Below are 22,867 nucleotides of genomic sequence, written 5' to 3' on the forward strand. Positions count from 1 at the left end.
CATCGGCCCCTGCTGACCACGTCACATCGATCGAAGAACCATCCTGAGCTGCAAAAACATGCTCAGATCGCGAACGAACCGGCGATAACGGGCGGCCCCAGGAAGATCACGTTTTCCTTGCCGACGACGAAGTCCAGCGTCCCCAGATGGGCGATGACCTCGCGTTTCACGGACCGCTGGTGGTCGAAGTCGAAGTCCTCCAGCGACTTGCGGGAGGGGAAGCGGGCCGCGCGAATGCGGCCCTCGGCGCCATGGCTGTCGCGGGCGGCGACCTCCCGCTGCAGGCAGGCGGCCAGATACTCCTCGTGGGACCAGCCCTCGTCGCGGGCCCGCTCGGCAAGCCGGGCGGCCGCGTCCCGCAGGGCCGGGGCCTTCAACGCCTTGGTGAGATAGACGAGTTCGGAGCCGACATCGCGGGCGGTCCTGGTCTGGTTCGTGCTGTTCTTCGTGCTCATCACGCTGCCCCTTCACCGGCGCTCAGGCCGCCGTCGATGACGCCGAAGATCCGGTCGTAGGTCTCCAGCGACCGCTCCTCGACCTCGGTCACCTCCGGTGCCGGCTTCTTGGCGGCGGCCGTCTTGCGGGCGGCTGCCGCGGCTGCCGCGTGGTCGGGGTCGGTGATGGTCTGGTGGCGGGCCCAGCTGCGGGCATGGCGTGCGACCTCGACGCCGTCGCAGGTCACCAGGACCTGGTCCAGGTCGGCAGCGACCTCGATGCGGCGGCCGACGGCCAGCGGATGCACCGAGTAGTCGCAGGTGTCCAGGCGGACATAGTGATCCCGCGGCAGCCGCAAGGACGCCTTCCACCAGCCCGGCGGGGCGATCGGCGGCAGGGCCAGCATCCGTGAGCGGTCCGCCTCCAGCCGGTCCGACGGGCGGGCCTGCAACGTGCGGTGGATGCGCCGGTTGGCCTTGGCCAGCCAGTCGGCGAGCTGGATGTTGAAGTCGGCCGGCGAGGTGAACACCCGCCCGGGCAAAAACGACGTCTCCAGATAGCCGTTGGCCCGCTCGACCAACCCCTTGGCCTCCGGGTCCCGCGGCTTGCAGAGCAGGAACTTGATGCCCAGCAGTCCGGCGAACGCAGCGAATTCATCGGTGAGTTGAGGACCTCCGGACCGCCAGGAACCGACGGCGCCCTCGTTGTCCCAGACCAGCACCCTGGGGACGGCTCCCAGCTCGGTCAGCAGCCGCCAGTGCCCCGCGATCAGATCGGCCGCCGAGCGGGAGGGCAGCATCCTCGCGGTGATCCACCGTGAGTAGCCCGCGACCATCACCAGCACCGGCGGCCGCCCGACCTGGCCGAAGCCGAGCGGGATGTCCGCAGGTGGAAACCACAGGTCACACTGGCCGATCTCGCCCGGCTCATAGACCGTCCGGGACGCCGGATCCGAAGGCCGATAGGCCGGTCGCAGCTCCCGGATGCGGTCCTTGAGCACGGTCAGCCCGCGGTCCCAGCCGATCCGCTCGGCAATCACCGTCGCGGGCATCTCCGGCCACTGCTCGAGCAGCTCACGAACCTGCGGCTCGACCGCATCCACGATCGAGCCCTTCGGCGCCCGCTGGTACTTCGGCGGCGCGTCGTCCGCGATCGCCCTGCGGACCGTGTTCCTCGAGATCCCCAGCTTCCTCGCGATGGCCCGCACCGGCATCTGCTCGGCCCGGTGAAGCCGGCGGATCTCCGCCCAGTCCTCCACGCTGATCACCACTCCTCCCGGCCTGGCTCAACGAGCCAGACCCCCTGGAGGGGGTCAACTTTCAAGCGCCGCTACTGGTCCACTTTTCAGCCGTCGCCGACACTGATTCACGAACCGGGGAGAGCTGACGTGCACGGCAGACTGCGGATAGAAAAAACCCTCGATGTCCTGCGTGCCGAGCTGGAGGTCGAGCGATCGGCGAAGACGGAGCTGACCAGGCGGGCTGCATGGCTGGCCTTCATGCGATTCGCGCGGCAGCGCTTCGCCACCGCGCCCACCCCCGACTCAGACGGCTTGCTCTTCCAGTACGGCACGTACGCCTTCAGCGGGCGTCCGGTGTTCACCGTGGACCTTGCCAGACAGCTCCAGGCCGACGTCTCCGACACTCTGCGCGCCCTCGGCCCGCAGGCACGGGAACTCCTGATCATCGGCGCCTTGGAGGGGGAGTTTCCAGCTGACGCTACAGATGATCTGCGTGACCAGCAGAGCACCGCGCTCGTACATACCTCCTACTTCTCCCACAAATCCGTGCTTCACCTCATCGCCACGCACATACGCATCAGTCGAGCACGCGCCGGATACAACACGGCTGGCCCGTTGTCCCGGGACGACGCCTACCAGTGGGTATGCCGCACCAAGAAGGCCAACGCACACGCCTGGCAGCACCACTTGAGACAAACAGCCAGGCCAGCACAAACACGCTGACACCGTTGCGGCAGCCTCCGCAACAACGACACCCCCTGCAGCGCCTGACCGACCAGAGAGAGAAATAGACAGACACCCGGGCCTGCTTCTCGGCAGCGTGGTCCGCGCTGACGCGATGCTGACTCCCGGGCAGAGACCTGGTTCGTTCGACCGCTGGTGCAAGGCGAGCAGTCAGCCGGTGCGTCTGAGGTGGCCCTGGGTCAGCAGCCTGTTCCAGGCCAGGGTGAAGACAGGGAACCCGAGTTCGTCGAGTCTCAGACGGGCCGGAGGCGCCCTTCTTTCAGGCCTTGGCCTCTGCGACCTCCTGCGCACGGCCAGATAGTTCTCGCACCGCGTGCGCCTTTGCGTAGGGGGCAAGGTCTGTGTGCATGGTGGCGAAGTGGTCGTCACCTCGCACCGAGGAAACGTGTTCGTATCACCAAGGAACCGCGCCCACGACTCAGAGGCGGCATCCTGGTGCCCGTACCGCAGTTGTCGCTGTGCGAGGACGGCGTAGGCGTGGACGCGGCCCTGCCGCTCTTGGGACGGCTGTACCCGGATCGACTGCGTCATGGCCTTGATGCTGCCGGGCAGGTCGCCCTCTTCCATCAGCACGTGCCAGACGTGGAAGAGGTAGGCGGTCTGGTCGTAGCCGCCGATCGCGTCGCGACGGTTGTCGGCCTGCGACAGCGCGGCCTCGGCCTCGCGCAGCCGGGTATGGGCCTGGTGCCGGTCCCCGACCATGGACGCTGCATGCGCCTGCTGCCCGCGGAGGAAAGCCACCAGTCAGGGGCCTGCAGAGGGTGCCGCCTCGGCCGCCGAGTCCGCCAGCTTCAGAGCTATCCGGCCGTGCTCCAGGTTCGACGCCTGTAGCGACATCCCGCGCAGCGTACGGTAGTAGGTGACGTGGTCCCCGGCCTCATCGGCGAGCTTCAGCGCCTTGGTGTAGTACGTCTGCCCCAGCCCGTGGGCTTTCTCGTACATGGCCATCCAACCCGTCAGGTAGGTCAGGTCAGAGGCGGCTGCGAGCATGTCCCGCTTCACCGGCTCGGAGGCCTGTGTCCTCAGCCAGGTCCCGACGGTGTTGACCAGGAACGCCGCCGCCATCGGGCGCGCGTGGCCGGCGCCGAACTCGGGGTGGAATGAGCGTAGCAACAGCATCGTGGGCCGCCCCGTATGCCGGCGCCGGGGCGGGCACATTCCAGGCTCCGCGGTGGCATAGGACCGCTCGACGACAAGGTCGGGGCCCCGGGGAGAGGGCGCCTCGTGCTTGTCCGGCTGCGAAGCGAGCCAGGACACTCGGCACCCTCCCCCGACACGCCACCTACCTGCCCCAACGCACCGCCGGCCGCATCGGATCCCTCACCCGACTCATCCGCAGGCGTGGCCTGACCCGGGACGCGGTCGACCGCGCCGCCTGCGTGGTGCACGTGCTGGAGTAGTCGACGGCGGCGGTCTGGGGGGCTGCCGAACGCGGCAGCCCCCCAGACCGTCAGACGGACCGGCCCGCGTGCACAACGCTCGTGATCACTACACGTACAGAATCCCCCGCAGAGCACCTCCCGGTCCGGCGTGGTCTGCGACCGGGGTGCCGGAAGTGCCGCTCACACTGCGGCAGCAGCGGCTCCTGGCCGTGCCACAGCTCATCCGACACGCCCCACCGGTGACGCTCCCGCACAGAGTGGAGGACGCAGGTCACGGACCCGACACGGCTGTCACCGCCCAAGAGGAGGGCCAGGAGCAGAGGTTGCAGAACAAGTTCATCTGGGCTGGATGTACAGATGCACGACCGATACCACCCCGCCAGGGATGCTTTTGACGTCCGGTATGTTCAAGACCCCACCGGGCCAGAACGACCACGAGCTGCGGACGCCGTCCGTCGTGTAGAAATCGACCCGGCCGGTGTTGCTGCCGGCGGTCATCTTGGTCGTCCAGAATCCCGAGGTGGCAAGGTCGTCATCCCCCGTACCTGTGTAGCAGATTGTTCCGTGGTATCGCGTGTACTGATGGAAGTAGTCGCTTGACGTGCAGCCGGTTGAGTTGGTGTTCGGCCGCATTGGCTGCGCGATCGCTGTACCCGTACCGATCAGGACCGAAGCGGCCGCAGCAGCAAGGGCGTAACAGATTCTCATGATTCCCTCCAGGTCCCGCCTTCGAAGGCGGATTTGGAATTCGAGTGAGAGCACGTGCTCAGTCGGATCCCCGTGGCCCCGTTCAGGTGCCCCGACGGGCAATGCGTCCCGGCGGGGGAGATGGTCATGTCCCGGGCGCGCACGGACGGGCAACCTCACTCGTCAACGATGTGTGCTGTGGCGACACTGCGGGCGCACTTGACGTGGTGGCCGAAGAACGGTGACGAGTCGGTATTCGCCACCTCCCCGGCACGAGCCGGCCGTCGAACCCTTTCACCGAGCAACGCCTGCAGGCCGCGAAACGCTGATCCACGCCTGTCGTGGTCGAAGCGGTAGCGGGGACCTTCACCTGGTAGTCGTGCTTGATCCGTTCGGCCATGCCGTCTGCGACGGAACTACTCAGGTCCGTTCAGCACTCCTGGCGCGGTTTGCGAGCGTGTCAGATGTTTCTCCAGGAAGGCGATTTCCGCCTCGACGGCATCCTCATGCGCTTCGAGGAACGGGGCATAGTGCCGGCCTTTCAGATGGACCACCTCGGACTCCGGTGCGTTGTGGGCTGCGCGGACGGCGGGGCCTGGAAGCGCGCTCTGGTCCTGGTCGCACACGACCACCAGCAGCGGGCACCGGATCCGGGAAGCGTGGCGGCCGGGCCGGTACCCGCCGAGCCGCAGCACGAGCCGGGCGGCGACCGTCTGCTCCCAGTCCGTGTAGCGGTGTCCGGGGTCCAGGGCCCGGTCGCCGTCCAGCGCGTCGGGGGTGGTGAGCGTGGCGACTGTGCCGCGGGCTCCAGCGGTCGGAACCAGCACCGGTGGCCGCCCGACGAGGCTGCCAAGCGCGTCCACGACACCCCGGCCGAAGAGCCTCAGGAAGGCGACGGGGGTCATGCAGCGCAGCGCGTGGGGAGCAACGGCGCGGCCGTCGACCAGTGGCGTCTGCGCGATCACGGAGGCCAGTTGTGGATTGTCGGCTGCGACACGCATGACGTGGCCACCTGCGAGCGAGAAACCCCAGAGCGAGATTCTGTCCGGTGCGACGTCGGGCAGAGTGGCCGCGCACTCGATCGCGGCCTGCCAGTCGGCGACCTGCTCACCGAAGCGGACGACCTGACGCGGCGCTCCCCCGCTCTCACCGAACCGCCGATGATCGAAGGCCAAGACGGCGAAGCCGGCGTCGTTGAATCGTGCGGCGAACAGGTCCGTGGCCGGTTCCTTCGTCACGGAGGTGCCTCCGGCCATGATCACGCAGCCGCCGTTCGACCCTGGGTAGTGCCAGGCGGCGCACGAGGTGTCACCGCTGGCGAAGCTCAGCTTTTCGCGTTGCCTGGACACGGGCACATGGACCTCCGTGGTGCTTCCGTCGCTCTTCGGGTTCGGGGCTCTGGGGGTTCTCGGAAAGGTCGGGCTGCAGCCCGGTGCGAGGCGTCGTCGCGTCGGGCCAGGCCCCTTCGCCGGCCGCGGGTGCAAACCCGCACGGTGCGGGCGCTCAGCCGACCAGGCCGGCCAACCAAACGCGTGAATCGAGGATCATCGCATGCACCTTCCGTGGTTCGGGTCCGCCGGCACAGACCAGGGACAAGGAGAAGCGGACGACATCCATCCTTGGGGCAGCGTGTCCGGGAGAGGCTCCACACAGCGGCCGAATGGGCGAAACTTGCCTTCATGGAGCGCGCATCGGCGGATTCCGCACTGAGTCTCACCGACCAGCGATTGGTGGCCGCGCTGCAGTGCAACGGCCGCATCACCGCGGAGCACGCGGCCCAGGTGCTAGGGCTCAGCCCCGCCTCCGTGCGCCGCCGGCTGCACGCGCTCGGCGCCGACGGCACCGTGCGCGTAGTGGTCTCCCCCGTCGCACGACCGCGCAACGGGGGCCCGGCCGGGGCCCTGTTCCTCCGCATCCGGGTACTGCGCGGAAAGCTCGACACCATCGTGGCCGCCCTCGCGGCGCGCGAGGACATCCCGTTCATCGACGTCACCACCTCGGGTGACGAGATCTTCGCGGTCGCCCGCACCGAGCCAGGCTCGCGCGACCCGCTGGTCTTCCGCCAACTGCCCTCCACTCAAGCGGTCACGTCCCTGGAGAGCGCCACCATCCTGCACGTCTTCCAACTCACCTCGAAGTGGCGGCACCAGGTACTGACCACACCGGAACGTGCTGCGCTGGACCTGGCCAAGCCAGCCCCCGGGGCAGTGGATTCCGTGTCCCCGGGCCCCTACGGCGTCGACGCAGATGCCTTGGAACAGTCACTCATCGACGCCCTCACCTCCGACGCGCGGCTGACCGCCGCGGCCCTGACCGCCCGCACCGGGCACCCCGAGAGCACAGTGCGCCGGCGCATCGCCCAACTGACTGCTCAGGGTCGGCTGATCACCCAGGTCCTCGTCGATCCCCGCCGGCTCGGACTGCCCATCGAGGCCAAGCTCCTGCTGCACGTGGCCCCCGACCACCTGGCCGCCGCCGGGCAAGCGCTGGCTGATCACCCTGCCGTGCACGGTGCGTTCGCCACGTCGGGCCCCTCGAACCTGCACGCGGCCGCCTACTTCCCGGACCTGACCACCCTCTACGACTTCCTCTCCCGCGACCTGTCAGGCCTGGGAATCAGCCACGTTGAGACAGCCATCGTCAGCCGGGTCGTCAAACGTACCCCCCACCCTGATCCTGGCCGCCCCGCCCTCACAGTCGCCCAGCGCCGCCCGGCCCGTCATGGGCAGGGCGAAAGCGCGTGAGGTGGTGTTGCCGGTGCTGTCGCAGGAGTGGGTGGCCGTGTGGGCGCCGGTGGGTCTCATCGAGCGTGCATCGGCCTGGTGTCGGGGAGATAGTCGTCGGTGCAGGACCTGGCCTGGTCCCCCGAGGCGGTGTGCTGCGTCTTGCGCTGGCCTGCGTCGATGCGGACAGGTTGTCGAGGATCACGTAGATCGGGGCGCCGTCCGGGCGGGCCGCGCGGATCGACCGCAGGGCCGCCCAGGTGTGGCCGATGCCTTGGCAACGGCGGACAACTCCCCAGAGCCGGTCGTCGCCGGCCGAGTAGCAGCCGTGGAAGTAGCTGATGCCGTGAGTGCGACGGTAGGTCGCCGGCAGCCGGTCCGGGCTTGATCGGTGAGCCCAGCATGATCGCCCTGCTCGTCCCCACCGCCGCCCAAGCCGCGCCGGGCGCCGCGGTGCCCGGTGACACGGTGACTTTGCCCGTCCGTGACGCCCTAGCCCAGCTGCCCGTGCGCGGCGAGGACCGCAGCGGGTATGAGCGCACCAAGTTCAAGGACTGGGCGGATGCCGACAAGGACGGTTGCAACACCCGCGCGGAAGTCCTGAAGGCCGAGGCCGTCATCGCGCCCGAGCAGGGCGCCAAGTGCACGCTGACCGGGGGCGAGTGGTACTCCCCCTACGACGAGCGGTACATCCACGGGCCCAGCGGGCTGGACATCGATCACCTGGTCCCGCTCGCCGAGGCCTGGGACTCCGGCGCCTCCACCTGGACCGCGAAGGAACGCGAGGCCTACGCCAACGACCTCGGTGACGACCGCGCCCTGATCGCGGTCTCCGCCACCAGCAACCGCAGCAAGGCCGGCCAGGACCCCGCCACTTGGATGCCGCCCGCGGCCGGGTACCGCTGCCAGTACGCCACCGACTGGATCGCCGACAAAACCCGGTGGGGCCTGAGCGTCGACGCCACCGAACAGGCCGCGCTCGGCGAGGTTCTCGACAGCTGCCCGGACGTACCCGTCACTGTCACTCCCGCCCGCTGACATTCCGGCACGGCGGTCACGCGACGACCGGCTCACGCCACATCCCGACGCGGCCCGGAGGAGTGGGTCAACAGCTCCCGACCCGCCGCCCGAGCTATCGGACACGCCCTAGTGCGACCGCCCGAACGAGCGGAAGCCTCCGTGCTCAATGACGGGGGTTACGGCTTCCTCTACTGGTTGGGCCAGGCCGCCAGCACTCGTGTGGTTTCGTCGTCGGTGAGGATGATCCGGGCGTCGGGCAAGTCGCCGTAGGCGCCGATCCAGCGCCGGAACTTGTCTCGGGCGGTGGTTTCCCGGCTCCACCAGCCGTGCTGGACCGCCCGGCCACTTGTGGCAAGCAGGAGGGCCGAGACGACCTGCGCAGCTTCGTCGTCGAGCACGTCGAACGGACTGTCAGAGGCAGGACCCCTCCTTCTCAGCACTGTCGGGGCGGATGCAGGCGGTGCTGGCGGTGTACTTTCCGCTGCGGTCGTAGACTTGGAGGACCGCGTCCTCATCGATACTCCACCAGGCCGCGAACGCTTCGGCTACGTACTGGCCCTGCTTCTCCAAGTCCAGCCCTCGGCGGCGAGGCAGTCCACGTCGTCGTCGCCCACCGGAAGATCGAGAGAGCAGAGCAAGCCCCGATGAACGTGACGTGCATCAGGTGCGGTTTACAGGACGTGTCTCCTCCGCCGCGCCCGCCATCGCATCAGCTTCCTGTTAGCCATGCTCCGCGACGGCACCTTCTACGGACCCCGCCTCCCCTGGGCAACGGCTGCATGAACCAGTCGGCAGGCAGGTCGATTCAGATCAACACCTTGTGCCGTCTATCCACATCGAGATATCTGCGGCATTCCGACGGACAGCTTCTTCCGGGTCCCGGGCAAGCTTCACGCAGGCCGCTGCGACGTCAGGCGGACCGTCCGGTCCCACGAGCGCGTCATGCAACCCGGTCTGCAACCAGTCAGCGTGGTTGTCTTCAGCTTCCGCGACCGCGCGAGCGATGAGCCTTATGGCGGCCACCGTTCCCACCCGGGCCAGGGCCTCTGCCGTCTGACGGGTCACCGCCGTGTCCTCGACGTCCAGCAGTAGTCCCACCAGCGCTTCCGCGGCCTCGGGAACATCCGCGAAGGAAGCAAGGTCACGCCCGGCACGAACACGTTGCGTCCATGAACGAGACGACGCCTCAGCCAAGGCCGCCTCCAACCCACCCGTCACCTCTGGCACGACCAGACAGTCTCATGGGCATGGGGCACTGCGTCCCGCCGTGCGAAACGTTCAGCGCGGCCGCGGGTCGTGGAGTGCAGGCCTACCCACGCTCATCGAGGAGCCCGAAGCCGTCGGGGAACCCTTCCAGGAACTCCCGTCGCGCGGGGTCGGCTTCGGCTTCGGCCATCGCTTCGAGCAGGGCGGTCAATTCGCTGCACTGATCGTTCGACAGTCGGCTGACCAGGTGGGCGACGCCCTCCAGGACCTTGACGGCGTCGTCCGGGTCCATCTGTTCGTCGTCACTGCCCTCGATGAACCACAGGACATCGACCAACGCCTCGGCCAGGGCGTGGGTCAAGGACGAGTACACGGACGTTACGGCAGGCTCCTTAGCAGGTCACGACAGCAGCGTCCTGCCATGCCACCGGACGCCACTGACATTACGCGTGAGGCGCCGGGCCATGTGCTGGGTCAGCAGCTTGATCGCTGGCTGGTGGTCGTACTCCTCAGCCACGTCCATGGGAGTGTCTCCGGCCGGATCGCGCAATTCTGGGTCGGCGCCGAACGCGAGCAGGATTGCGGTGGTGTGGACGGTGAGCGGCTGGCGGCTTTGCAGGGCGCTGTCTCCCTCGACGTCGAGCGCGTGGGTGAGGAGCGTCGCCGCGCCGAAGACCTCGTTGGGATCGGCTCCGCCCGCGAGCAGACGGGTCAGCGTCTCAGCGTCCTCGAGTTCCACCGCGCGGTGCGCCGGAGTCCACGTGAAGTCGTCCATGTGGGTTATCCAAGCGCAGGTCCCGGCCTGACGACCAGGCGGTTTCCGCTGTGCCGCCGGTGCTTGTCGGGACGCTGTGGCGCGGCGGCGGCAGCGGCGCTGCGCTCGTCGATCGGGTTCAGCGTTGCCGGCCGGAGCTTCGGCGCTGGGGTCGCTGCGCGGTCCGTCGGGGGCGCCGGGCTGGTGTGGTCGGGCGGTCTTCAGTTCCGGCGGTGGGCGAGGAGAAGCCACCGGGAACGCGCGGCCTGGCGGCCGGTACCGGCGCGGGAGGCTGTTCGCTTGCGCGTTGGGGCCTGGCCGCGCGGGCGACGACGGTGGTGTGCGTGAGCAGCGGGGCGCAGGCCGCGCAGACTTCTTCGATGTTCCAGACGCGGCCCACGGTGGGATCGTGCCGCAGGATGAGCGTCACGGCGCCGGCGCACTGGGTCCGGGTCTCCGGGTGGGCCTCGCAGCCGGTGGAACCACAGTGGCACCCGGCGTTGGCGCGGACGGTGGCCGCCTTCGCGTGCGCGGCGGCGTGCTGCGCGGCGAACCTGCGCAGGGCCGCCAGGTCCTTGGACCTGCCGGGCATCGTGCAGGCCGTGTTGCTGCAGGAGACGGTCGCGGAGCGGTCGGCGTAGCCGGTGAGGCGGACCGTCCAGGCCCGCCCCGGGACGCGCTCGGTGGAGGTTTGGGTGTGCGCGGTCGTCACGCGGGGTTGTCCATTCGTAGAGGAGTCGCAGGGTGTTGTCGGTTCACTATGGGCTACCCGCCTGCCGTAGGGACATCCGGTTTGTTCCGCGGTGGCGTGATCGCGGGGTGCGGAGCTGTCGGGTCCGGTCCGGTCGGCCGTGTTCCCGGGCGGCGGGGCTGCGGCGCGTTAGGGACGGTAATCCGGCGAAGGAGGAGGGGTGGGGCCGGGCCCGATCTACATTGCGTGGCGTGTCTGCAACTGCCGTCATTAATTGGTCCTTGGCGTTGCGTGAGCACTGTGGAGGGGTTCGGGCACGTCGCCTTCGTCCGCCGCGATGACGGCACCGAAGGGGTGCTGAAGTCGCCCCGGCCGAACCGGGGCAGCCGGAAGGTCAGTGACTACACGCTCAAGCGTTACCGGGAAGAAGTGCTGCGGATGGAGGAGCGAGCCGAGTACCTCGCCGCGTATCTGCAGGCTCCGGCGGGTCATGTCCTCCACCACCTGGGGCACGCTGCACGACGGTGAGCGGGCCCCGGCCCTCTTCGGGCCTGTCGGCGGCGGCCGCCATGACGGGCGCCTGGACTACGGCCTCGTCATCGCCGCCCGGGCACGCCTGCGGGGCCCTGCCTGCCCGGCGAAAAACCTACGTGGGGCCGCCGCGTGCGCGCCCTCACCGTGGACATGCGTCTGATCGCCCAGCAGGCCGCAGGACATCAGGCGGTGCCGCCAGGAGCAAGCTACGCGCCTGCCCCGGCGTCGGCACCTTCCCACCTATGCGGTTGCCGGGGTGTTCAGCTGAGGTAGTTCACCCACCCTGGTACGGCGGGGTCGTAGCTGGCGATCGACTCAAGAACCAGGGCGGTGCACGCCACCCACTCGTCCTCGGGGGCCCACACCTCCCCATTGTTGACCTGGGCGTAGAACGGACTGGGTGCCCAGGCCAACCGAATGCGCTCCTCCGACACCTCATGGATCCAGCCGAGGAACTCCCTGCCGTCAACGAGGGCGAAGCCCACCTTGTCACCGCGTTCAGAGCAGCCGGAGAAGTAGTCGTACAGCGACTGGTCTTCGAACATTTGATCAGCGTAGCGGTACTGATCCGGGAGCCGCTGCGCGCAGCCGTCCGTGCAGCTCGGCCACCTGTCCGGCCGCCGCCGGCGGGCGGAGAAGGCGTACGCCGCTCGCCCACCGCGGTGGCGCGCGGTCACCGGAGCCCATCTCGTCGCCTTGGTCGGCGCCGGCGCCACGTTCGAAAACGGTGTCCTCGTCGAACGCTCGGAGGCCCACGCGGCGTGATCCACCACGACCGGTCCATAGGATCTGCCTGGCATGCTCCCTGCCAGAACTCTTCTCGATTGACGGGTGACCGCTCATGGGTGAACCGCACCCGCTCCTGACGTTCTTCCTCGACGCGGCCGACGGTCGGTTTCCGCCCGTCGACGGCCGGGTGACCGTCCTGCCGCCCCTGCCCGCAGGGCTTGAGTGCTCGCTCGCCTTCACTGGCCACGCAGTCGTCGCCACCGCCCTGACAGATGGGGCCGTCCACGACCAGAAGCCGGACGGCTTCGGCGCGTCACTCTCACCGGACTTCTTGCGCCACCTCGCCGGCGGCAATGGTTGGATCGGCGTCACCGACGCCACGCTCACCGCCCGCGGCACGGGCGGCCCACCGCGGCTGCAGCCGCTCACCGACGCAGACGATCACCCCCGTGTGCGCTACGCCCGGGAACTGCGGAGCAACGTCACGATTCATGGTGACGAACGCGGCCTCATCACCCTGGCCGACGGCCTGGCAGGCCGACGAGAGTTGAGCATCGAACTCCACTACTCCCACAACGACAGCCACGGCCACGGACGGTCCCTGCTCACCGACGCCCTCTCCCTGGTCCCTGAAGGTGAACCCGTCTTCGCCGCCGTCTCACCCGGCAACGCCCGCTCTCTGCGCGCCTTTCTCGCCTGCGGATTTACCCCCATCGGCAGCGAGGTAGTGATCCGCCCCGAGCGGGAGTAACCAACCGCCACCCTTCGATGAGACAACCAATTGGCTTTGTCCACGAGAACGGACAGCAGATGTTCGCCACTTCGGGAGGCCAGCCGGAGATGCGGTAGGTCCCGGCCCGGATGCGGACTTGCCGACTGTCCTGTCTCCCGGACTGCCCAAGGGGTGCCGGATCCTCAGGGGCACCGTACTGTGCGGGCGGTGCTGCCGGGCGGGCGCAGGGCGGCGAGCAGCACGGGCGCGCAGGGCGGCGAAGACCTTTCGGCCGGGGCGCGTCCCGGCGCAGGCGCCGTACAGCACCTCCTCAGCCGGGGAACTCGCCGACCTGCCCAGCGCAGTGGTCCGCCGAGTCCGGGCCACGAGATGTTCTCCCCCGCTGGCGCCGAGCATCAGGTCGCCTGGACCTCGAGTGCCGGGACGGCCCCTGTCACCGCGGACGTTGAGCCCTGGGGACATGCCGCGCTACCTTCGTCGCGGCGACCGTGATCGCCCGACTCTCGTCTGCGGGGCCCCCACGTGGCCCGCGGCCTGGTGGACAGGGTTCTGCGAATCTCACGGTGAACACCCTCTGCCTGCACGTGATGCGTACCAGGCGTGGGACGTGGGGCTGCGCCGGAGACGCGACCATCATGACGCGTAATCGTGCACGCAAGCAGGCCATCCGCGCTGCGGCGGGCGAGTGCGGCTACGCCCGTACGGCCCGCATGCAAGCGGGAGGCTCCCGGGCCATCCTCACCGCCGATGTGCAGCGCAACGCGCGGAGAACGACGGCTTCCCCGAAGGGGGGCAGTGGTCCTCGTACGCCGGGCCGGTGTGGTCACTGCTTTCCCGCCCCAGCGGGACGGAGACGGACGCTCACCCCGACGGGCCAGGGAGCGGTAGCGGGTGCCCTTACCCGCGCGCAGCTGGGGAGCGGTGGTGTGCAGCTGCTCGGCAGCCCCTGGGTATCTGGCGGGCGAGGAGGGCCACGGGTGACCCGCCCGGCGTGAAGACGGAAGGCGGCCTGGCGGAAGTCCATCTCCTGGCGGCCCCCAGCCGACGCGCCGTCAGTCGGCCGGGCTCGTGTTGCTCCCCTCGGCGTCGGTGGCCTCCATGGTGGTCGGCAGGTCGGCGTGGAACCGGGTGGGGATCGTGGCGACGGCCGTGAAAATTCTTCCCTCGATCGCGGCAACCATTGCCGTGCGGGGCGGCAACTGACAGGTATCCGGGGCCGTATCAAGGCCCGCTGTGCCAGAAGGACATTCCATTGTCAGATCAGAACCGCTCTCATCGCCGCCGTCCGGCGATCCGCCGCGTGATCGCCGCCGCCGTGGTTCTCGCCGCCGCGGGTGCGGCCGTACCGCTGGTCGCCCTGGCTGCACGCACGCCGGAAGCCAGCACACCGACCCTGGCCGCCGCGGCGGCCGGCAGCGGCCGTTACTTCGGCACCGCAGTGGCTGCGGGCAGGCTCGGCGACTCCACGTACTCCGGCCTTCTCGACCGGGAATTCAAGATGATCACCCCGGAGAACGAGATGAAGTGGGACGCCATCGAACGTTCCCGCGGGTCGTTCACCTTCGCCGGCGCCGACTCGATCGTCAGCCACGCCTCCGCGCACGGCCAGCGCCTGCGCGGCCACACACTGGTCTGGCACTCCCAACTGCCCGCCTGGGTCAAGTCCATCACCGACGCCAACACCCTGCGCAGCGTGATGGACAACCACATCACCACCGAGATGACCCACTACAAGGGCAAGATCTACGCCTGGGACGTGGTCAACGAAGCGTTCGCCGACGGCGGCAGCGGCCGGCACCGCAGCTCGGTGTTCCAGGACGTGCTGGGCGACGGCTTCATCGAAGAGGCCTTCCGCACCGCCCGGAACGCCGACCCCTCCGCCAAGCTCTGCTACAACGACTACAACATCGAGAACTGGTCCGACGCCAAGACCCAGGGCGTCTACCGCATGGTCAAGGACTTCAAGTCCCGTGGCGTGCCCATCGACTGCGTCGGCTTCCAGAGCCACTTCGCAAGCAGCGGCCCGCCGGCCAGCTTCCAGACCACCCTGTCCAACTTCGCCGCTCTCGGCGTGGACGTCCAGATCACCGAGCTCGACATCGCCCAGGCGTCCGCCACCGCGTACACCAAAGCCGTCCAGGCGTGCATGAACGTCGCTCGCTGCACGGGCATCACCCTGTGGGGCATCCGCGACAGCGACTCCTGGCGCACCGGTGAGAACGCCCTGCTGTTCGACGCGAGCGGCAACAAGAAGGCCGCCTACAGCGCCGTACTCACCACCCTGGACACCGGCAGCACCGGCAGCGGCGGCACGAAGGCCGGGGAGATCACCTCCGGCACCGTCTACACGCTCTCCAACGCGGCCGGCGGACGCGTTCTCGACGAGCCCGCTGGGCAGAACGGCAACGGCACCCCGCTCCAGGTGTGGGACGCCAGCGGCGCCTCCAACCAGCAGTGGCGGGCCAACCGGAACAGCGACGGCTCCTACACCCTGACCAGCATCGCCAGCGGCCGGGTCCTGGACGAGCCGGCAGGCCGGACGGCCAACGGGACGAAGACGCTGGTCTGGGACGCCAACGGCGGCCCCCACCAGCACTGGAAGACCAACCGGAACAGCGACGGCTCCTACACGCTGACCAACGTTGCCAGCGGCCGGGCGCTGGAGCTCCCCGGCGGCAAGACCGCCAACGGCACTCCCGTCCAGATCTGGGACTCCAACGGCGGCGGCGCAAACCAGCGCTGGACCTTCAAGGCGACCGCGACGCCGAAGAGCGAGACGACCGCAGCGCCGAAGAGCGACACGTGTGCTCTTCCGTCGACGTACCGGTGGACCTCGACGGGCGCGCTGGCGCAGCCGGCGAACGGGTGGGCCTCGCTGAAAGACTTCACCAACGTGACCTACAACGGCAAGCACCTGGTCTACGGGTCGAACTTCTCGGGATCGGCCTACGGCTCGATGGCGTTCAGCCCCTTCACGAACTGGTCGGACATGGCGTCGGCCCGCCAGACCGGCATGAGCCAGAAGACCGTGGCGCCCACGCTGTTCTACTTCGCGCCCAAGAAGATCTGGGTGCTGGCGTCCCAGTGGGGCGCAGCGCCCTTTGTCTACCGCACGTCGAGCGACCCCACCAACCCCGACGGCTGGTCCGCGCCTAAACCGCTGTTCACCGGCAGCCTCCCCCGCACCGACTCCCCCACCGGCCCGATCGACCAGACCCTGATCGCCGACGACAAGAACATCCACCTGTTCTTCGCCGGTGACAACGGCAAGATCTACAAGTCGACCATGCCGATCGGGAACTTCCCCGGCAGCTTCGGCTCGTCGTACACGACGGTCATGAGCGACACGGTGAAGAACCTGTTCGAGGCGCCGCAGGTCTACAAGGTCGAGGGCCAGAACCAGTACCTCATGATCGTCGAGGCACGGGGTGCGAGCGAGCGGCGCTACTTCCGCTCCTTCACCGCCACCAGCCTGAACGGTCCGTGGACCCCGCAGGCCGCCACCGAGTCCAACCCCTTCGCCGGCAAGGCCAACAGCGGCGCTACCTGGACCAACGACATCAGCCACGGTGACCTGGTCCGCAACAACCCCGACCAGACCATGACCATCGACCCCTGCAACCTGCAGTTCCTCTACCAGGGCAAGTCCCCCAACACACCGCCGAACACCTCCTACGACAACCTGCCGTACCGCCCTGGCATCCTCACCCTGAAGCGCTGACCCGCCTGATCGACACTCACCACCGCGAGGAGCCCCAGCCGTGCATCGGCTGGGGCTCCTCTCTTTTGGATCTCGCCGCAGACGCCAGAGATCCTGCCGGCCAAATGTGCAGTTATGTCGCGAGCCTGAGGTCGAGGCGGGCGAGGTGGCTGGCGCGGGTGTGGTCGAGGGGCTGGCCGTTGCACCAGGCGTCGAGGCGGATCAGGGTCAGCGGAGTAGCTCACGGACACGGGTGCACCCCAGCGAATGAGACCAGGACTGAGACGAGGGGTCTGGGTCGTACCTTCTTGACGACGCCCCTGCCCGGAAGGGTTCTCTCCAGGTCCTCCACGTCCGAGGTGAGGACGGTGACCGGCCCGCTCACCAGACCACGGGCAGAGCCCGCAGGCCATGCTCGGGGCACCCGTGCAGGCGCTCGCGGATCGCGCGACATTCGGCCCCTTCGCGGGCGAGTGCCTGCCGGTGGAGTGCGGGGTCGCGGTGGGCCTCGATGGCCTCGCGCACAATGGAGGCCAGGACATCGGGCGGCAGGGCCTCGGCCTGGGTGGTTGTGGTGCCGGAGAACCAGCGCCGGTCGGTCGCCTTCGGTGGGGCGGTCGGCAGGTTGTAGGTGGCGATCTGCTCGGGGGTGACCGCGACGCGCTGGAACTCCACCCCGGCGCCCGCGGACTCGGCGAACGCGATCACGTCCTCCGCGAGCGAGCACAGGCGGCCGCGCTGCGCCATGGCGTCAGGTGGGCTGCGGGACGCGCGTTGCCGGAGCAGCAGCGACCTTGCGGGTCTCGCGCATTATCAGCAGGCCGTTGACCACCATCAGTGTCGCGGTAAGGCCGTGGACGCCGAGCGCGGTGGCCACGGAGCCGTGGTGGGCCAGCACGTTGGCCATGTCCCCGTACGCCGCGAGGGCCTCCACCAGCATCGCCCAGCCCAGCGCCCGGCGGTGACCTGCCACCAGCAGGACACCCAGTACCAGGGCCATGACGACGTCGCGGATTCCCTTGACGATCAGGAAGCCGCCGCTGTCGCCGGACGGCCAGCTCGGCAGGCCGAAGCCCGGCGCCACCGCCTCCGGGCGCAGGATGAACTCCGACCCGAACCATAGGATGAAGAGGACGAAGGCGGCGGCCAAGACGGTGTTGATCTTCTTCAGCGACATTGTTCCTCTCCTTGTGGGTATCGGGCTCAGACGAGGGCGGTGACCAGGAAGGCGAAGGCGGCGACGATGACGGCGACGCGGACGTAGTGGTAGCGGTCCCAGCGGTTCATCTGCTCCTTCCAGTCCGCGGGCCGGTTCTCGGGGGTCCACGTCTTGCCCCGGTTGTTGATCGGGACGAGCAGCAGGAGCGACATGATCACGCTCACGATCAGCAGCGCGGCGGCGATGACGACGAGTCCGGCGCCGGGGCGGTCCCATCCGGCGATGGCCCAGACCGCGCTGAGGACGAGCGAGCCGATGTACCAGAACGGCATGAGGGCGCCGAGCATCCGGCCTCCGTGGGCGCGGGCGAGCTGGTCACTGTCCTCAGGAAGGGTGTTGAAGATCCGGTTCATGACGAAGGCGACGGAGAACTCCACCCCCACCATCAGGCCGACGATCACGGTGGTGAACACCTTGAGTGCGTTGAGCATGATGACCCCTCCTAGGATCTAGCGTCGCTAGATGATGAGGCAACGCTAGTACTACTGCCGCTCGATTGTCTAGCGATGCTAGGATTCGAGTCATGTCGGTACAAGAACGCAAGCAGCGCGAACGGGCGGAGCGCGAGCGCCTCATCGTGGCGACAGCCCGCGAACTCGCCGAGCAGCAGGGCTGGGACGCGGTCACAACCCGCCGGCTCGCCGAGCGCATCGAGTACAGCCAGCCCGTCCTCTACAGCCACTTCCGCGGCAAGCGCGAGATCATCGGCGCCGTCGCCCTGGAGGGCGCTGCCGAGCTGGCCGCAGCGGTGCGTGCCGCGACCTCCGCCGCGGACGGCCCGCGCGGGCGGGTCGCCGCGCTCGCCCGCGCCTACCTCGACTTCGCCGCACGCAACCCGGCGGTCTACGACGCGTTGTTCCAGCTCGACGGCGGCCTGGCGTACGCGCAGGAGGACACCCCGGAGCCGCTGAAGGACGCCTTCGCCGCGCTGCTGGAGAGCCTGGGCGAGGTCGCCGGGAACGGTGTCCACCCGGGGCTGTTCACCGAGGTGTTCTGGGCGTCCCTGCACGGCCTTGCGACCCTGACCCGGGCGGGACGGTTGCTGCCGGAGGACGCCGCGCAGAGGGTGGAGCTGCTGGTGGACCGGCTCGCCGTGGTCTGACACACCGTCCCGGCGGGCACGCAGCCGGGGCCCTCGGGCCCCCGCCGCTGCCTGCGGCAACGCTTCCGGTCACTCGCGTCCACACGGCGCAGCCGCCGATCGCCGGGCCCCGTGCCCCAGGCCGGCACCCGCTCCGGAAGCTGCGATGCTCATTGATCGCGACCCGATACGCGCCCTAGCGCCAACCGCTGTTCCATTGTTCCCCGATGCCGGCATCCACGTGATCTGCAGTGCTTCGGCGTTCCGCGCTTATGTCCTCTGAGCGTGTTCCAGAGAACTGTGTCCGATCCTCGCAGGTCGTGCCTGTCATCGGTTCTCGACGCAGAGGATTCCGCTGAGTTTGGGCGGCGTGACGTGGTCAGTCCCAGACAGGCTGGCCTCGGTGCGTCGTCGTGGACAGCACGTTGCAGCCCATGCTGTGGACAGCGGCAAGCAGGGTGGAGCGAACTTGGTCTTCGTCTTCGGGTGGGAAGGCGATGCGGATTTGGTGGTTGTAGGCCGTCTCGTAGGTGAGTCTCCAACCGAGCTCGGTGGCGTCGAAGTGGTCCTGGCGGCCATCCCCTCCCGCGTAGCCACCTCGGTCGGCCGTCGGGGAGAGGGCTTCCCTGAGGAGCCGAAGGCGCTCGGGGTAGGTCTTTTGGCTGTCGGTGAGCTTGATGTAGACGTGGTTGAGCTCGCGGAACGGTTCGAACCATGGTGTCGTGACGTGCTCGTTCGCAGGGAAGACGGTGGTGTTGAGCCGACCGCTCAGCCAGCCGTATAGAAAGCCGACCGCGCCGGTCTCGTGGGCGTCGTAGTACCACCCGCGCGGGTTCCATGCGACGACGGTCCAGGCGTCCGGGTGCCCGCCGGTTACCCAACAGAGCCGGTCACCGTTGTCGGTTCCAGCCCATTCCAGCAGGCCACCGGCCTCCGGATAGTAGGGGTAGGGGCACTTTTCCGGGTTCGCCTCACGGAACGGTCGTTCGCTCTCCAGCAGCTGCTGCGCGGACTGGAGCAGGAGGTTGCGGCTACCGAACGGTGTGAGGGGGGTGATGAAGTCGACGAACTGACCCAAGCCGTAGGAACCGATGAGGGCCTTGAAGTCGGCGGGGAGTTCCAGGCCGAGGGCGTCCTCGATCTGCTTCCAGTCGCCGCTCGCGTCGATGGGATGCGTCGGTGGTGGCACCAGGGCGACCAGGTCGTCGATCGTCTTCATGCGGGTGAGGCTATCGAGGGGGCAGCGGTCGTGATGAATTTGTCCGGCTGCTTCTCTGCCCCCAGGGGGCACCGCCACGATCTCGCCATGCCTGACTGGATGCCCTCGTGGGGCATGACCGCGCTGATCTCGATCGTGACGTCCCTGCTGACCCTGAGCGTCGTGGGGCGGTATGTCTCGCCCCTGTGGGGCTCGGAAAGTCGTCGCTGCAGGTCAGCTTGTTCTTTATCTACCAAGATCTTCCAGGCTTGCCGATGGCCTTGAGGGTCTCGGGGCGTTTGACGGTCTTGCCGACGTCGTAGCGGGGTGCCCGGTGTTTGTTCTTGGCGCCAGGTGGCCGGCCGGGGCCTGCGCCTCTGGGTTTGGGAACACGGGTCGGGCAGGCGAGGTGGGCGCGGATGTTCCCGAACCCCCGTCGGACCCAGGCCGGGGTGAGCCGATAGAGGGTCGCGGGCTTCTCCCAGGGCCGGCGGAGGTCTTCGGCGAGTGGCCGGGCGAGCCGGAGCTCGGTGTGAGCGACGATCAGGAGCCAGGTCCAGCGGTCCGCAGCCTCGGGAGTACGGAGTTTCGGGGTGGTCCAGCCGAGGGTCTGTTTCGCGAAGCGGAAGGTGTGATCCAGGTCGAAGCGGCGGAGATATGCCCGCCAGAAACGGTCTACGTCGTCCGGGGTCGCACCGGTCTTCGAGGACCATAACCACACCGGCGGGGCGTCCCGCTCCTTCGGCAGGTGCTCGACCGTCAGCCGAATCAACGTGCCCTCAAACAAGGGCAGTTCGCCGTCGTGGTCGAGCCATGAGGAGCGGTGGGTGAGCCGGGGGTGGACCCGGTCCCATGCCTGGGTTTCGGCCTTGCCTTAGTTGATGGTGTCCGTGACCGTGGTGATCGCGGGATCGGGCCAGGTCTCCGACTTGGCGAAGCGGAATTCCGGGCCGTGCTTGGGTGGCCGGCCGTTCGTCCCCGGCTGGCGGGACGGCTTCGGCAACTGCATGACCCGGTCGGACCGCACTCTGCCGAACAGTTCGACGGGCTGGTCACGCAGGACCCAGGCCAGGCGAGTCACGTCGTAGCCGGCGTCGCTGACGATCACGATATGCGGGTCCCGGTCTGCCACTGGCGCGCGGTGACGAGCCGCTCCACGACGCCCCGCAACTGGGCGGCGGTGATGGCGGTCGCGTCATCCGCCGGGCCGAGCCGGACCGCGTCCAGGATCGCGGTCCAGGACGTGGCGCCCGGCTCCAGCACGGCCACAAAGGAGTAGGGCCAGCCCGGGACGAACTGCGACGCCGTCTTCGCGCGGCCCTATACGTGGCAGAACAGCCGCTCGGCCGAGCACGGCGCATCCGAGCGGAGCCACGGTGAGACATCGACGGCAAGGACCAGGCGCCCACCGTCGAAACGCGGCAGCGACACCCCGGCCAGCACGGTCCGCAGCCGGCCGATGTCGATCCGGCCGTGGTTCAGACCACCGTACATCGCTCCATGCCCACGACGATGCTCGGGCAGCAGCGTCAGATCCACCGGGGACTTCACCGCCCCTTCCGCACACAGCACCGCGTCGGTGAGTTCGAACAACTCGTCGCGCCGAGCGGTCAGACACTCGTGGAACTCTCCCCGGAAGCATGACGCTTTCGCGAACGCATCCCTCCGGACAGCATCAGGCAGCAGACTCACCCTCACGGCCTTCGTCTTGGTCACGTGCACCTTGGTCGGAGCACGGGATCAGACGAAGGCCGCCCCCACGTCCGGTGAATCCTCAGGTGAGCGACCCAGTTCGAGACACCGTTCGAGACCGGAGAAGCAGAACAAGCCAAGTTCAGGCCGCGGTGCCTTTGGAATCTTCTGCGGCCAGCTCATCGAAGAACCGGTCAATGACGTCGCTGTGGTAGGCGAAGACGTCAAGGGGCTCTCCGACGATTCGGCTCGCAAGCTCCACGGCGAGATACCTGACGTTCTCGTTCAAAGCGGCTGCGGCGAGGGCCCTGTCCACGTTGAGCTGGGCATGCGCGTCCGTCACCAGGGCATCCCGCTGCCGCTGTCCTTCTTCTCGTGCGGCGACGATGATCGCGGCTCCCTGCTCTCGGGCCTCTTGGCGAGTTGCAGCGAGCTCTCGGTAGGCCTCAGCGAGTTGCGCTTTGTACTCGGCATGGATGCCGTCGGCTTCACGCCGGGTGGCTGTAGCACGCTCACGGGTACCGATGATGGCGTCGTCGCGTTCCGCCATGACCTGCTCGATGCGAGGAAGGAGGAACTTTGCGAACACGCCGAATACAACACCGAAACAGACGAGCCCAGTTACGAGTTCGCCACCATGGGGTTCAAGGGGTCCTATGTCCATGGCCGGAGCCTACAAGACCACGGATCTCGGTTCGCCGGTGTGCCAAAGCCACTTTGTATAAGCCCTGTTGGGCGGCTCGCTTGATCCAAACGGTGACGTAGCGCCACGTCCGCTCTAGCCATGTGGAGGTCGCGCGCTCATGGCAGATGATCGCCCGACCTCAGCTATCCGTTGAGATGGGCGAACACGCCTTCCTGCTGCCACTTGGCGAAGTAGCCGTAGACCGTGTTCCAGTGCGGGAAATCGTGCGGGAGATAGCGCCACTGGATCCCGGTGCGGTCCACATACAAGACCGCGTCCATGATGTCGCGCAGGTCGTGCTCGGGCGGCCGGCCGAAGTCCAGAGCCCTGCCCCGGCGCTCGAAGCGCCAGGCCGAGAGTGCCGGCTCGATCAACTCTCAGCGGGCATCGGACAGATCACTCGGATACGGAACG

General features: G+C 68.3%; 23 protein-coding genes and 4 pseudogenes. 7 read left to right on the plus strand and 20 right to left on the minus strand.

Features of this window, described 5'->3' with window-relative positions:
• Positions 1 to 62 precede the first annotated feature (62 nt).
• The gene (locus ACIBA9_RS36060) at positions 63 to 455 is read right to left on the minus strand and encodes an ATP-binding protein (RefSeq protein WP_399369725.1); all 393 of its coding nucleotides are present in this window, start codon (positions 453 to 455) and stop codon (positions 63 to 65) included.
• Positions 455 to 1,702, minus strand: coding sequence for an IS21 family transposase (istA, locus tag ACIBA9_RS36065; RefSeq protein WP_399369727.1), 1,248 nt, complete (start codon positions 1,700 to 1,702; stop codon positions 455 to 457). Before istA ends, ACIBA9_RS36060 begins: the two co-directional genes overlap by 1 nt.
• 120 nt (positions 1,703 to 1,822) lie before the next feature.
• Here istA and ACIBA9_RS36070 point away from each other — a divergent pair, with 120 nt between their 5' ends.
• The gene (locus ACIBA9_RS36070; protein ID WP_399369729.1) at positions 1,823 to 2,398 is read left to right on the plus strand and encodes a hypothetical protein; all 576 of its coding nucleotides are present in this window, start codon (positions 1,823 to 1,825) and stop codon (positions 2,396 to 2,398) included.
• Between the two features lie 280 nt (positions 2,399 to 2,678).
• Here ACIBA9_RS36070 and ACIBA9_RS36075 read toward each other — a convergent pair.
• The 3 genes and pseudogenes from ACIBA9_RS36075 to ACIBA9_RS36085 all read right to left on the minus strand — a co-directional run.
• Positions 2,679 to 3,511: pseudogene (locus ACIBA9_RS36075) on the minus strand (hypothetical protein); the annotation flags it as partial.
• A 626-nt stretch (positions 3,512 to 4,137) separates the two neighbouring features.
• Complete coding sequence (locus ACIBA9_RS36080; protein ID WP_399369731.1) at positions 4,138 to 4,509, minus strand: hypothetical protein; 372 nt, start codon at positions 4,507 to 4,509, stop codon at positions 4,138 to 4,140.
• Positions 4,510 to 4,904: 395 nt separating this feature from the next.
• Complete coding sequence (locus ACIBA9_RS36085) at positions 4,905 to 5,843, minus strand: alpha/beta hydrolase (protein ID WP_399369733.1); 939 nt, start codon at positions 5,841 to 5,843, stop codon at positions 4,905 to 4,907.
• A 324-nt stretch (positions 5,844 to 6,167) separates the two neighbouring features.
• Here ACIBA9_RS36085 and ACIBA9_RS36090 point away from each other — a divergent pair, with 324 nt between their 5' ends.
• Entirely contained in the window at positions 6,168 to 7,232 is a 1,065-nt protein-coding gene (locus ACIBA9_RS36090) for an Lrp/AsnC family transcriptional regulator (RefSeq protein WP_399369735.1), read from the plus strand.
• 136 nt (positions 7,233 to 7,368) lie between these two features.
• On the opposite strand, the pseudogene ACIBA9_RS36095 reads toward ACIBA9_RS36090, so the two are convergent.
• Positions 7,369 to 7,617, minus strand: a pseudogene (locus ACIBA9_RS36095) (IS630 family transposase); the annotation flags it as partial.
• On the opposite strand from ACIBA9_RS36095, the gene ACIBA9_RS36100 reads away from it, so the two are divergent.
• Complete coding sequence (locus tag ACIBA9_RS36100) at positions 7,614 to 8,249, plus strand: HNH endonuclease family protein (RefSeq protein WP_399369737.1); 636 nt, start codon at positions 7,614 to 7,616, stop codon at positions 8,247 to 8,249. The pseudogene ACIBA9_RS36095 and the gene ACIBA9_RS36100 overlap by 4 nt on opposite strands.
• A gap of 170 nt (positions 8,250 to 8,419) precedes the next feature.
• Here ACIBA9_RS36100 and ACIBA9_RS36105 read toward each other — a convergent pair whose 3' ends face one another.
• The 5 genes from ACIBA9_RS36105 to ACIBA9_RS36125 form a co-directional block, all read right to left on the minus strand.
• Positions 8,420 to 8,629 carry a hypothetical protein gene (locus tag ACIBA9_RS36105; RefSeq protein WP_399369739.1) on the minus strand — a complete coding sequence of 70 codons (210 nt, stop codon included), beginning with the start codon at positions 8,627 to 8,629 and terminating at the stop codon, positions 8,420 to 8,422.
• Between the two features lie 412 nt (positions 8,630 to 9,041).
• Positions 9,042 to 9,458, minus strand: coding sequence for a hypothetical protein (locus ACIBA9_RS36110; RefSeq protein ID WP_399369741.1), 417 nt, complete (start codon positions 9,456 to 9,458; stop codon positions 9,042 to 9,044).
• A gap of 82 nt (positions 9,459 to 9,540) precedes the next feature.
• Positions 9,541 to 9,798, minus strand: a complete 258-nt coding sequence (locus tag ACIBA9_RS36115) for a hypothetical protein (RefSeq protein WP_399369743.1) — start codon at positions 9,796 to 9,798, stop codon at positions 9,541 to 9,543.
• 39 nt (positions 9,799 to 9,837) lie between these two features.
• Positions 9,838 to 10,212, minus strand: a complete 375-nt coding sequence (locus tag ACIBA9_RS36120; RefSeq protein WP_399369745.1) for an ankyrin repeat domain-containing protein — start codon at positions 10,210 to 10,212, stop codon at positions 9,838 to 9,840.
• A 118-nt stretch (positions 10,213 to 10,330) separates the two neighbouring features.
• Positions 10,331 to 10,903 (minus strand): hypothetical protein, encoded by a 573-nt coding sequence (locus ACIBA9_RS36125; protein WP_399369747.1) that lies wholly within the window; start codon positions 10,901 to 10,903, stop codon positions 10,331 to 10,333.
• Between the two features lie 270 nt (positions 10,904 to 11,173).
• Here ACIBA9_RS36125 and ACIBA9_RS36130 point away from each other — a divergent pair, with 270 nt between their 5' ends.
• Positions 11,174 to 11,410: a hypothetical protein gene (locus tag ACIBA9_RS36130; protein ID WP_399369749.1), complete on the plus strand. Its 237-nt coding sequence runs from the start codon at positions 11,174 to 11,176 to the stop codon at positions 11,408 to 11,410.
• Positions 11,411 to 11,676: 266 nt separating this feature from the next.
• Here ACIBA9_RS36130 and ACIBA9_RS36135 read toward each other — a convergent pair whose 3' ends face one another.
• Positions 11,677 to 11,961: a hypothetical protein gene (locus ACIBA9_RS36135; RefSeq protein WP_399369751.1), complete on the minus strand. Its 285-nt coding sequence runs from the start codon at positions 11,959 to 11,961 to the stop codon at positions 11,677 to 11,679.
• A 296-nt stretch (positions 11,962 to 12,257) separates the two neighbouring features.
• On the opposite strand from ACIBA9_RS36135, the gene ACIBA9_RS36140 reads away from it, so the two are divergent.
• Positions 12,258 to 12,896, plus strand: a complete 639-nt coding sequence (locus ACIBA9_RS36140; RefSeq protein WP_399369753.1) for a hypothetical protein — start codon at positions 12,258 to 12,260, stop codon at positions 12,894 to 12,896.
• A 1,034-nt stretch (positions 12,897 to 13,930) separates the two neighbouring features.
• Here the strand turns inward: ACIBA9_RS36140 and ACIBA9_RS36145 are convergent.
• The gene (locus ACIBA9_RS36145; protein WP_399369755.1) at positions 13,931 to 14,059 is read right to left on the minus strand and encodes a hypothetical protein; all 129 of its coding nucleotides are present in this window, start codon (positions 14,057 to 14,059) and stop codon (positions 13,931 to 13,933) included.
• 71 nt (positions 14,060 to 14,130) lie between these two features.
• Here ACIBA9_RS36145 and ACIBA9_RS36150 point away from each other — a divergent pair, with 71 nt between their 5' ends.
• Positions 14,131 to 16,599 carry a non-reducing end alpha-L-arabinofuranosidase family hydrolase gene (locus ACIBA9_RS36150; RefSeq protein ID WP_399369757.1) on the plus strand — a complete coding sequence of 823 codons (2,469 nt, stop codon included), beginning with the start codon at positions 14,131 to 14,133 and terminating at the stop codon, positions 16,597 to 16,599.
• 360 nt (positions 16,600 to 16,959) lie between these two features.
• Here the strand turns inward: ACIBA9_RS36150 and ACIBA9_RS36155 are convergent, their stop codons facing one another.
• Genes ACIBA9_RS36155 through ACIBA9_RS36165 form a run of 3 tightly spaced genes read right to left on the minus strand, consistent with a single transcriptional unit; the run spans position 16,960 to position 18,228 of the window.
• Positions 16,960 to 17,325 carry a hypothetical protein gene (locus tag ACIBA9_RS36155; protein ID WP_399369759.1) on the minus strand — a complete coding sequence of 122 codons (366 nt, stop codon included), beginning with the start codon at positions 17,323 to 17,325 and terminating at the stop codon, positions 16,960 to 16,962.
• Positions 17,326 to 17,329: 4 nt separating this feature from the next.
• Positions 17,330 to 17,755 (minus strand): DUF4267 domain-containing protein, encoded by a 426-nt coding sequence (locus ACIBA9_RS36160; RefSeq protein WP_399369761.1) that lies wholly within the window; start codon positions 17,753 to 17,755, stop codon positions 17,330 to 17,332.
• Positions 17,756 to 17,781: 26 nt separating this feature from the next.
• Positions 17,782 to 18,228 carry an anthrone oxygenase family protein gene (locus ACIBA9_RS36165; protein WP_399369763.1) on the minus strand — a complete coding sequence of 149 codons (447 nt, stop codon included), beginning with the start codon at positions 18,226 to 18,228 and terminating at the stop codon, positions 17,782 to 17,784.
• 92 nt (positions 18,229 to 18,320) lie between these two features.
• Here ACIBA9_RS36165 and ACIBA9_RS36170 point away from each other — a divergent pair, with 92 nt between their 5' ends.
• Complete coding sequence (locus ACIBA9_RS36170; RefSeq protein WP_399369765.1) at positions 18,321 to 18,899, plus strand: TetR/AcrR family transcriptional regulator; 579 nt, start codon at positions 18,321 to 18,323, stop codon at positions 18,897 to 18,899.
• Between the two features lie 358 nt (positions 18,900 to 19,257).
• Here the strand turns inward: ACIBA9_RS36170 and ACIBA9_RS36175 are convergent, their stop codons facing one another.
• From ACIBA9_RS36175 to ACIBA9_RS36190, 4 genes and pseudogenes are all read right to left on the minus strand, one after another.
• On the minus strand, positions 19,258 to 20,097 hold the full coding sequence (locus ACIBA9_RS36175; protein WP_399369767.1) for an SMI1/KNR4 family protein: 840 nt from the start codon (positions 20,095 to 20,097) through the stop codon (positions 19,258 to 19,260).
• 229 nt (positions 20,098 to 20,326) lie between these two features.
• A pseudogene (locus tag ACIBA9_RS36180) lies at positions 20,327 to 21,768 on the minus strand (NF041680 family putative transposase).
• Between the two features lie 142 nt (positions 21,769 to 21,910).
• The gene (locus ACIBA9_RS36185) at positions 21,911 to 22,432 is read right to left on the minus strand and encodes a F0F1 ATP synthase subunit B (RefSeq protein ID WP_399369769.1); all 522 of its coding nucleotides are present in this window, start codon (positions 22,430 to 22,432) and stop codon (positions 21,911 to 21,913) included.
• Positions 22,433 to 22,602: 170 nt separating this feature from the next.
• Positions 22,603 to 22,827 (minus strand): annotated as a pseudogene (locus ACIBA9_RS36190) (transposase); the annotation flags it as partial.
• Positions 22,828 to 22,867 lie beyond the last annotated feature (40 nt).

The organism is Streptomyces sp. NPDC051452 (assembly GCF_044454765.1).
Lineage (GTDB): Bacteria > Actinomycetota > Actinomycetes > Streptomycetales > Streptomycetaceae > Streptomyces.